The organism is Streptomyces sp. NPDC127119, from assembly GCF_042677425.1.
GTDB lineage: Bacteria > Actinomycetota > Actinomycetes > Streptomycetales > Streptomycetaceae > Streptomyces.
Genome location: NZ_JBHXTO010000217.1, coordinates 1 through 9,858 on the forward strand (window position 1 = coordinate 1; position 9,858 = coordinate 9,858).

General features: G+C 72.3%; 7 protein-coding genes. 4 read left to right on the forward strand and 3 right to left on the reverse strand.

The annotated features are described in order from the left end of the window. Positions 1–245 precede the first annotated feature (245 nt). Positions 246–1,646, reverse strand: coding sequence for an amidase (locus ACFVH5_RS41910; RefSeq protein ID WP_385838939.1), 1,401 nt, complete (start codon positions 1,644–1,646; stop codon positions 246–248). Positions 1,647–1,697: 51 nt separating this feature from the next. Then, positions 1,698–2,684: a D-2-hydroxyacid dehydrogenase gene (locus tag ACFVH5_RS41915; RefSeq protein ID WP_385838940.1), complete on the reverse strand. Its 987-nt coding sequence runs from the start codon at positions 2,682–2,684 to the stop codon at positions 1,698–1,700. A 294-nt stretch (positions 2,685–2,978) separates the two neighbouring features. Between ACFVH5_RS41915 and ACFVH5_RS41920 the strand changes: the two genes are divergently transcribed. The 3 genes from ACFVH5_RS41920 (at position 2,979) to ACFVH5_RS41930 (ending at position 5,844) form a co-directional block, all read left to right on the forward strand. Continuing rightward, positions 2,979–3,767: a decarboxylase gene (locus tag ACFVH5_RS41920; RefSeq protein ID WP_385838941.1), complete on the forward strand. Its 789-nt coding sequence runs from the start codon at positions 2,979–2,981 to the stop codon at positions 3,765–3,767. Next, positions 3,764–4,495, forward strand: a complete 732-nt coding sequence (locus ACFVH5_RS41925; RefSeq protein WP_385838942.1) for a decarboxylase — start codon at positions 3,764–3,766, stop codon at positions 4,493–4,495. The genes ACFVH5_RS41920 and ACFVH5_RS41925 overlap by 4 nt, the downstream gene beginning before the upstream one ends. A gap of 245 nt (positions 4,496–4,740) precedes the next feature. Continuing rightward, complete coding sequence (locus ACFVH5_RS41930; protein ID WP_385838943.1) at positions 4,741–5,844, forward strand: LLM class flavin-dependent oxidoreductase; 1,104 nt, start codon at positions 4,741–4,743, stop codon at positions 5,842–5,844. Between the two features lie 16 nt (positions 5,845–5,860). Here the strand turns inward: ACFVH5_RS41930 and ACFVH5_RS41935 are convergent, their stop codons facing one another. Further along, complete coding sequence (locus ACFVH5_RS41935; RefSeq protein WP_385838944.1) at positions 5,861–7,918, reverse strand: putative bifunctional diguanylate cyclase/phosphodiesterase; 2,058 nt, start codon at positions 7,916–7,918, stop codon at positions 5,861–5,863. A 395-nt stretch (positions 7,919–8,313) separates the two neighbouring features. Here ACFVH5_RS41935 and ACFVH5_RS41940 point away from each other — a divergent pair, with 395 nt between their 5' ends. Beyond that, positions 8,314–9,702 carry a M6 family metalloprotease domain-containing protein gene (locus ACFVH5_RS41940; RefSeq protein WP_385838945.1) on the forward strand — a complete coding sequence of 463 codons (1,389 nt, stop codon included), beginning with the start codon at positions 8,314–8,316 and terminating at the stop codon, positions 9,700–9,702. Positions 9,703–9,858: the final 156 nt, after the last annotated feature.

Here is a 9,858-nt window from a genome sequence, read left to right on the forward strand (position 1 = left end):
GCGGGCGCGCGGGGCGCGTGGGGGGGCCCCCGTCAGGGGCGCGGGGAACTGCGCGCTCAGCCCCCACGCACCTGACGCCGACCCCCCCCGGCGCCAGCCCACGCTTTCAAGGGGCGCGGGGAACGGCGCAGTCTTGTGGTTTTTCAGGGGCGCGGGGAACGGCGCAATCCTTTGGCTTCTCAGGGGCGCGGGGAACTGCGCGGCCAGCCCCCACCGGGCCGCAGGTGTTCCCGACCTGTTCAGGTCTACGCGCGCGGGGGCGCAAGCCCCGCGACACCCGCCGCGTACAGCGCATGCGCCGCCCGCAGGACCAGCGCGTCCGCGTGCCGCGCACCCACCACCTGCAACCCCACCGGCAGCCCCGCCCCGTCCACCCCCACAGGCACCGTCGCAGCCGGCTGCTGCGTCATGTTGAAGGGGTACGTGAACGGCGTCCACCCCGTCCACCGGCGGAGCCCGGACCCACCCGGCACCTCCACCCCCGCCTCGAACGCCGTGATCGGCATGGTCGGCGTCACCAGCACGTCGTACGTGTCGTGGAAGCGCCCCATCCGCCGCCCCATCTCCATCCGCACGTCCACCGCCGCGAGGTAGTCCAGCGCGCTGAACCGCTCACCCAGCCCGACGATCTCCCGCAGCCCCGGATCGAGCAGTTCCCGCTGCCGCGGGCCGAGCCGTTGCGTCACCCGCGCCGCCCCGCTGAACCACAGCACGTGGAACGCCTCGACGGGATCCGTGAAATCGGGGTCGGCCTCCTCGACGTACGCGCCGAGGGCCGCCAGCCCCTCCACCCCGCGCCGCACGGCCGCCGCGACCCCGGGCCGTACCGCGACCTGCCCGCCGAGGGAGGGCGAGTAGGCGACCCGCAGCCCCCGCACGCCACCGTTCAGCCCGTCCGTGTACGAGCCCGCGGCCGGCCCGAGCCCCGACCAGTCGCGGGTGTCGGGGCCGCTGATGACGTCCATCATCAGCGCCGCGTCCGCCGCGTCACGCGCCATGGGCCCCACGTGCGAGAGCGTCCCGAACGCGCTCGCGGGATACAGCGGCACCCTCCCGTACGTCGGCTTCAGCGCGAAGATGCCGCAGAAGGAGCCGGGGATACGGACGCTGCCGCCCCCGTCCGTGCCCAGCGACAGCGGACCCGCGCCCAGCGCCACGGCCGCCGCGCTCCCGCCGCTCGACCCGCCCGAGGTGCGGGACAGGTCGTACGGGTTGCGCGTCACTCCCGACACCGGCGAGTCGGTGACGCCCTTCCAGCCGAACTCGGGAGTGGTCGTGCGGCCCAGGAACACCGCCCCGTGCTCGTGCAGCCGCGCCACCGACGGCGCGTCCTCGTCCCAGGCACCGGACGCGGACACGGTCCGCGAACCCCGCAGGGTCGGCCCGCCCCGCATCAGCAGGATGTCCTTCACCGAGACCGGCACACCGTCCACGAGCCCGGCGGGTTCGCCGCGCCGCCATCGTTCGGCGGACTCCGCGGCCTGCGCGAGGGCCGCCTCCTCGTCGAGGCGTACGAACGCGTTCACCGCGGGCTGGATCTCCTCGGCCCTGCGCAACGCGGCCCGCACCGCGTCCACGGGGCTGAATTCACCCTTGCGGTACCCCTCGACGAGTCGTACGGCCGTCAGTTCGGTGAGCTCGGTCATCCGGTCATCCGCCCCTCCCACGTGTGCCCCAGACCTGTGTCCCGACGGGTGTCAGGGGCCGGGTACGTATCCGCGCCGCTTGTCGACCACGTTCGGCAGGGGTTCACCCGCCTCCCACAGCTCGAACAACTCCACGAACTGCGTATCCAGTTCGTCCCGCCAGCCCACCGTGTCGCCGCTCATGTGCGGGGACACGATCAGACCGGGGACCTCCCACAACGGGCTGTCGGGGCCGAGTGGTTCGCGCTCGAAGACATCGAGCGCCGCCCCCGCGATCCACCGGTCCCCGAGGGCCCGGACGAGCGCGTCCTCCACGACGAGCTGTCCCCGGCCGACGTTCACGAAGTACGCCGACGGCTGCATCAGCCCCAGGCGGCGCGCGTCGAACATCCCGGACGTCTCCTCGGTGAGCGGCGCCGCCGACACCACCCAGTCGGCCCGCGCCATCAGCCGGTCCAGTTCCCCGGGACCGTGCACGCCGTCGCGCGCGGTGCGCCCCACGAGCGCGGTCGTGATGCCGAGCGCCCCCAGAGTCCGCTCGATGGCCCGCCCGATCGGCCCGGAACCCACCACACACGCACGCGTACCTGCGACTCTCCGCGATTCGCGGTGCCGCCACTCGCGCGCCCCCTGGAGCTCCAGAGTGCGCGGCAGATCCTTCGCCAGGGCGAGGACGAGCGCGGCCACGTACTCGGCGATCGGCTGGTCGAAGACACCGCGCGCGTTCGTCACCAGCGTGTCGGACGCGGCCAGTTCGGGGCACATCAGATGATCCACACCCGCGCTCGCCGTGTGCACCCAGCGCGGTCGCGGGCCCTCGCCCGGCCAGGCCCCGCGCAGTGCGCGCGAGTGGAAGTCCCAGATCAGGAGCGCGTCGGCGGTGGGCAGCAGGGAGGCCAGCGTCCCGTCGTCCGCGTACTCGACGCGTACCCGCCCGGTGAGCCTGCCGAGCCGGGGCGGCGGATCGGAGCCCAGCACCAGCAGCGTCGGCTTTTCGGCCATGTTCGGGGAGAGGGGCGCGGTCGAGGGAGTGGTCATCGGGGGGAAACCGTTTCGCAACGAGGGTCCGCTTCTCTGATTCCTGAAGCGTCTGAAGCACTGCTGTGAAGCTGTGCCGCGGGACATTGGGCAAGTCGTCTGAGATGGGCGGATTGACCACGCTCGCACCCGAACCTACCTTCGTCAACACGGGCTTGTCTCCCAGGGGTTCCGGGGAGCCGCCCGTCTCTGTCCCGACGTCCCGGCACGCGCCGGCTTCCGTCCTCCCCCGGCTGCCAGGCAGGCCTCGCGGCCGATCTCCACCACTCGCTCGATCCGAGTTTGGGGCTGCTCATGGACGTCTCCTTCCTTGGTGGACCGCACCCTCAAAGGGGTGTCGGCGTCGTCGCTCCCTTCGACTTCGCCCTCGACCGCGAACTGTGGCGATGGGTGCCCGACGAGGTGTCGCTGCACCTGACCCGTACACCGTTCGTGCCCGTCGAGGTCAGCCTCGACCTGGCGCGCCTGGTCAGCGAGCACGAGACGCTCGGCGACGCGGTGCGCGCGCTGAACGCCGTCCAGCCCGAGATCGTCGCCTACGCCTGCACGTCCGGCAGTTTCGTCGGCGGGATCGCCGGGGAGCGCGCGATGTGCGAGGCCATGACCCGGGCCGGCGAGCTGCCGTCCGTCACCACGTCCGGCGCCCTCCTGGAGGCCCTGGAGGAACTGGGCGTACGCCGGATCGCACTCGTCACGCCGTACACCGTCTCCGTGACCCAGGCCCTGGAGGAGTACGTCGCCGAGGCGGGCATCACCGTCACCGGCCGCGCCTACATGGGCCTGACCAGGCACATCTGGAAGGTCCCGTACCGCGATGTCGTCGACATGGCCCGCGGGGCGGTGCGCGGGGCCGCCGACGCGCTCTTCATCAGCTGCACCAACCTCCCGACGTACGACGTCATCCCGCAGCTGGAGGCCGAGCTGCGCATTCCGGTGATCTCGGCCAACCAGGTCACGATGTGGGCGGCGCTGCGTCACCTGGGTACCCGGGCGGTAGGGCCGTACCAGGCGCTGATCGACGCGTCGGCGCGGGTGCGGCCCGTACCGCCCGCACTACCGGAAGAACAGGAAGGTTGGGCATGACGGCTCTCGGATTTCTCTACCCGGGCCACTCGGCCGAGGACGACTACCCGCGCATCGAGCAGCTCCTCGGCAGCGACATCCGCCTCCAGGTCGTCCACACGGACATCGGCGAGGACGCCCACCGTGTGGACGCCCTCCTGGAGATGGGTTCGGCCGCCCGGCTCGCCGCCGGGGTCGAGGAGCTGCGGCTGTCCGGGGCCGAGGCGGTGGTCTGGGCCTGTACCAGCGGCAGCTTCGTGTACGGCTGGCAGGGCGCCCACGACCAGGTCCGCACCCTGGCCCTGACGGCGGGGCTGCCCGCCTCCTCCACGTCCTTCGCGTTCGCCCACGCGGTGGGGGAGCTGGGGGCGAAGCGGGTCGCCGTCGGCGCGACGTATCCGGACGACGTGGCGGGGCTGTTCTCGGCCTTCCTGGCCGACGCGGGGTTCGAGGTCGTGGCCGTGCGCGGCTCGGGGATCATCACCGCGGCGGAGGTCGGGACGTGGGGTGAGGGGGAGGTGCTGGCTCTCGCGCGGGCCGCCGACCGTCCCGAGGCGGAGGTGGTGCTGCTGCCCGACACCGCGCTGCACACGGCCTCCTTCCTGCCCTCGCTGGAGGCGGCGCTGGGGAAGCCGGTGCTGACCGCCAACCAGGTCACGGTGTGGGAGGCACTGCGGCTCGCCGACCGGCGGGTGAACGCGCCGGAGTTGGGCGCGCTGTTCACGAAGGAGCGCCCGGTGCAGGTGTAGGGCTTTCCCTCGCCCCCGCCGCCCCTACCCTTCCCGTCACCGTGTCCTCAAACGCCGGACGGGCTGAAAGGCATCTTCAGCCCGTCCGGCGTTTGAGGACGAGCGCGGAGCGCGACACGGGGGCGAGGGGCGTAGCCCCATGCGTGGACGGGAACGGGTAGGGGCGGCGGGGGCGAGGGAATAAGCGGAGCCAACCTCCTGTTAGGAACTCGCGGACATCGCGAGCAACAACAGGAGGAATCACCGTGGCGGACCACACGCCCACCGGGACCAGCGACATCCGAGCGGAAGCGAAGGGCACCGCCCCCACCCCCCTCTCCGTCCTGGACCTGGTCACAGTCGGCGCAGGCCACACCGCGACCGAGTCCCTGCGGACCGCGGTGGAGCTGTCCCGCCTCGCGGAGACCCGCGGCTTCCACCGCTACTGGGTGGCCGAGCACCACTCCATGCCGGGCGTGGCCTCCTCCTCACCGGCCGTGATCCTCGCCCACCTGGCCGCCCACACGACCCGCATCCGTCTGGGCTCGGGCGGCGTGATGCTGCCGAACCACGCCCCTCTGGTCATCGCGGAGCAGTTCGGCACGCTCGAAGCGATGGCCCCGGGCCGTATCGACCTGGGTCTGGGCCGGGCCCCGGGCACGGACGGCGCCACGGCCGCGGCCCTGCGCCGCTCGGACCGCCTGAACGAGGGCGCCGACGATTTCCCCCAGCAGCTCGCGGAACTGACCCGCTTCCTGGACGACGACTTCCCCGACGGCCACCCGTACGCCCGTATCCACGCGGTCCCGGGACCGGTCCAGGCGACCTCGCCCGGCGGAGTCCAGTCCCCGCACCGGCCGCCGGTCTGGCTGCTCGGCTCCTCCGGCTTCAGCGCCCGCCTCGCCGGCACCCTCGGTCTGCCCTTCGCCTTCGCGCACCACTTCTCGGCGCAGAACACCGTCCCGGCGCTCGACCTCTACCGGGAGTCCTTCCGGCCGTCGGCCGTGCTCGACGAGCCCTACGCCCTCATCGGCGTCTCCGCGCTCGCGACGGACGACGAGAAGGAGGCCCGCCGGCAGGTCGAGGCCGCCGCGCTGAACATGGTCCGCCTGCGCACCGGCCGCCCCGGCCTGGTTCCCACCCCGGAGGAGGCGGAGGCGTACGACTTCAGTCCGATGGAGCGGGAGTTCGTCGACTCCTGGAACGCGAACGTCGTCCACGGCACGGCCGACGAGGTCCGCTCCGGTCTCGACGACCTGCAGAAGCGCACCGGCGCCGACGAGCTGATGCTCACCGCCAACGCGCACAGCGGCGCCGTACGCCTGCGCTCCTACGAACTGATCGCGGACGCGTACGGACTGCCCGCCTAGGACCTGCCCCCGCGCTCTACGGGACGGCCGCCGCCGACAGGAGCGCGGAGATGCGATCCGGCGCCACCGGCCGGGAGTACAGCCATCCCTGGCCGGTGTCGCAGCCGATGCGCCGCAGCCGGGTGGCCTGGCCGGCCGTCTCCACGCACTCGGCGGTGACGGTGAGGCCGAGCCGGTGCGCGAGCTGGATCATCGCCTCGACGACGACCTCGTCGGCGGGGTTGGGCGGCGTGCCGGCGCCGTCCGCGCCCTCGTACTCCCCGCTCTCGTACTGGAAGCCCCGGACGAACGACCCGTCGAGCTTCAGCACCGAGACCGGCAGCCGGCTGAGGTAGGCGAGGTTCGAGTACCCCGTGCCGAAGTCGTCGATGGCGATGCCCACGCCCATGTCGCTGAGCGCCTGGAGTGCCTGGAGGGGCCGGCCCGCGGAGCCCATCACCGCGGACTCGGTCAACTCCAGTTGGAGCAGATGCGGGGCGAGCCCGGTCTCCGCGAGGATCGCCGCCACGTCGGACACCAGGTCGGAGTCCCAGACCTGCCGTACCGCCACGTTGACGCTGACGAAGATCGGCTCCGCGTCCGGGTGGTCCAGCTGCCAGCGTCGGGCCTGCCGGCAGGCGGTGGCCAGCACCCAGCGGCCCAGCTGGACGATCGACCCGTCCTCCTCGGCCAGTCCGATGAACCGATTCGGCGTCAACGTGCCGAACTGGGGATGGTTCCATCGCACCAGTGCCTCGACGCCGCGCACCACGCCGTCCTCCATGCAGACCAGCGGCTGGTACTCCAGGACGAACTCCCCGCGCTCGACCGCGGGACGCAGCGTGGAGGAGAGCGCCTGACGGGTCATGCGGTGGGCGTTGCGCTCCGGGTCGAAGAGCGTCCAGCGGGCCTTGCCGTCGGCCTTCGCCCAGTACAGCGTGGTGTCGGCGGCCTGCATCAGGCCGGTCGCGGTGGTGCCGGCCGCGTGCCGCTCCACGACACCGATCGAGGCCGAGACCGACAGCCGCTGTCCGGACAGGTCGAAGGGCACCTGCAGGGACTTCAGCACGGAATCGGCCAGGTCCGCGAGCTGTTCCGTACCCGTCGAGTCCTCGACCAGCAGCGCGAACTCGTCGCCGCCGAGCCGGGCGACCAGCGGGGTGGCCGTTCTCGCGTACCCGGCCTCGTTCGCGCAGCGGGTCAGCCGTTCGGCGACGGCCGCCAGCAGCCGGTCGCCGACACGGTGACCGAGCGTGTCGTTGACCGCCTTGAATCCGTCCAGGTCGAGGTAGCACAGCCCGATCCTGCCGGTGCCGGACTCCTCGTACGCCTCGGCCTCCAGCGCGGCCGAGAGCCGCTCGAAGAACAGGGTCCGGTTGGGCAGCCGGGTCACCGGATCGTGCATCTGCAGATGCCGCAGCCGCGCCTGGAGTTCCCTGCGGCCGCTGATGTCGGAGACCGAGATCAGCACCGCCCGCTCCTCCTCGGGCAGCGGACTGACCGTCACCTGCGCCCAGAGCGAGTGGCCGTCGGGGTGCTTGAGGCGCCGGGTGCAGCGCAGCCGGGCCTGCCGGCCGCGGAGCACCTCGCGGTACGCGTGCCAGGTACGGGCGTCCGAGGCGAGGTCGACCAGGTCGGCGGCGATCCGGCCGACCAGGCCCTCCCCGTCGGAGCCCGTGCCGAGCAGCGCGGCCAGCGTGTCGTTGGCCGTGACGACCCGGCCCTCGCGGTCCACGACGGCCATCGCGAGGGGCGCGGCGGCGAAGGTGGCTCGAAACGTACGGCCGTCGACACCCGTACCGGCCCCGGACCCGTTCTCCGGGTGCGGAGGGACTCCGGGCGGGGCGGCGGCCGACAGCCTCGCCGGAAGTCCCGCGGCCAGACCGACCGGGAACGTGGACGAGAGGCCGGCCGGAAGTCCGGCCGACAGATCGACCGGGGTGTCGATCAGTGGCTCTACCAGGGGCTCGACGCGTCGAGCCCGCTCCTCGGGGGAAAGGGTCCCGGCACGAAGAGAGCTCGTGACGTGACTCTCTGTGACGGCCGACCGCACGAGGTCTGCCGTGGGCGCCGGTCCATCGGACGTTCCGCTCACCGTTCGCTCCCGCTGTGTACTCGTTCGTCGTACAGGTCTCGTCGAGGGTCGGCCGGTGGTGGACGGCCGCTCCAGCCGTGTCCGCGCAGGAAAGTGTGCCGATCATAGAGGCTGGCCGTTAGGCCTTCCAGCTACCGTCCAGTGTCCCGGAAGGGCACCCCTTTCTGACAGATCGTTTCTGCCCGCACCTGGACAGGTTCCTTCACCGGCCGATCACTTGTGACGTTCCGTGAGTGCTCGGGGTGTCGGCGTGTCCTGGCGCCCCCCTGGTGCTCCCCGATGTTCTCGGTCGGATGTCGGCCCGCTCACTCCTTTGGATCAGATAAACAGGACGTAGGAGAACAAATCGTCACAGGCTGGTTGCGGTATCCCGAATTCCGCATCCGGAGGTCGACGTGCCGCGTCTGCTCCCCCTCAAGGGGCTCACCCGTGGCGGGGTCCGACCCCGTTGGTACGGGCCGGTGCGGACCGGACACGGATGGCGGATGCCCGCGGCCGTGTTCACCTCCATGGCGGCGCTCGCGGCCACCTCCCTGGGGGTTCCCACGGCCGCCGTGCCGCTCTCCGTGCCGTGCGCGCTGAAGCGGACCGCGGCCCACCACTCCGAGGGCGTGGACACCTGGAACGCCGCCTATCCGCGGCCCGCCCGCCGCCTGGACGCGGTGATGGTCTTCCTCTCCTTCCCCGACGCCACGCCGCTGACCAGGCCCGCCGAACTGACGGCCGACTACTTCCCGGCCACCAGCCGCTTCTTCGAACGGGCCTCGTACGGGAAGTTCCAGCTGCGCCCGCACCCGCTGCGCGAATGGATCCGGATGCCGCGGCCGTCGACGGCGTACGCCATACAGCGCGACTGGAACGCGGCGTCGCGCTCCGCGTACCTGCGGGACGCCCTCGCGGCGGCGGACAGCCGGGTCGACTTCTCCCGCTACGACGTCGTCTACTTCGTCGCCGATCCCGACGCCCCCGGGGTCGACTCGGACGCGACGAAGGTGGTGAACATGGACGTGCCGCTGCGGGCCGACGGCACGGACATCCGCCGGGTCGTCACGGTGTTCGAGAAGCATCCGCCGGACCGGCTGGTCCTGGCCCACGAGACCGGTCACGTCTTCGATCTGCCCGACCTCTACCACCGGCCCGTCGACGGCAAGGGCGACTGGGACACGTATGTCGGCGACTGGGACCTCATGGGCAGCCAGTTCGGACTCGCCCCCGACCTCTTCGGCTGGCACAAGTGGAAACTCGGGTGGCTGGAACCACGTCAGGTGGCGTGCGTACGCGACGCGGGCGGACGGGGTACGCGCCTGACGCTGGAACCGCTGGCGGCGGGAGCCGCGGTGGCCGCGGCGGGTGGCACGGCGGCGGGCGCGCCGATGTCCGAGCCGGGCTCCGAGCCGATGTCCGAACCGGGGTGGGCGGGGTTCGGGACGGCGGGCGGGACGAAGCTGGCGGTGGTGCGGACCGGACGCGACAGCGCCATCGCCTTCGAGGTGCGGGGGCCGGCCGGCAACGACGAGGAGGCCTGTTCGCAGGGCGTGCTCGTCTACCGCGTGCGCGGCGGGGCGGAATCCGGCCGCGGGCCGATCGAGGTGGTCGACGCGCACCCCGGTTCCGGAACCTGCTGGGACGACTCGGTCTACGCCCCCCTCGCGGACGCGCCGGTCGCCCTCGGGGAGAGCTTCACCGTCCCCGGGGAGGACGTACGGGTCGAGGTGTCGGACCGGACGGCATCGGGAGCGTGGACGGTGACGATCTCGACCGGACGGGACGACGGCAGGCCCTAGGCCCTGCCGTCACATTCCCGCCTGCCGGGCGACGCCTGGCACGCTCCCCCAGCCTCCGGCCGGGGGACCCCCACTCGCTGCACCGGGCGAAAGCCCAAGTACGTCCAGTACGCGGACTTCCGCCCGGCACACCGAGAGCACGCACCAGACGCCGCC

Excerpts from the sequence above, each read along its gene's own strand:
- ACFVH5_RS41915 (WP_385838940.1), bottom strand. The coding sequence starts at position 2,684 with ATGACCACTCCCTCGACCGCGCCCCTCTCCCCGAACATGGCCGAAAAG.
- ACFVH5_RS41920 (WP_385838941.1), top strand. The coding sequence starts at position 2,979 with ATGGACGTCTCCTTCCTTGGTGGACCGCACCCTCAAAGGGGTGTCGGC.
- ACFVH5_RS41910 (WP_385838939.1), bottom strand. The coding sequence starts at position 1,646 with ATGACCGAGCTCACCGAACTGACGGCCGTACGACTCGTCGAGGGGTAC.
- ACFVH5_RS41925 (WP_385838942.1), top strand. The coding sequence starts at position 3,764 with ATGACGGCTCTCGGATTTCTCTACCCGGGCCACTCGGCCGAGGACGAC.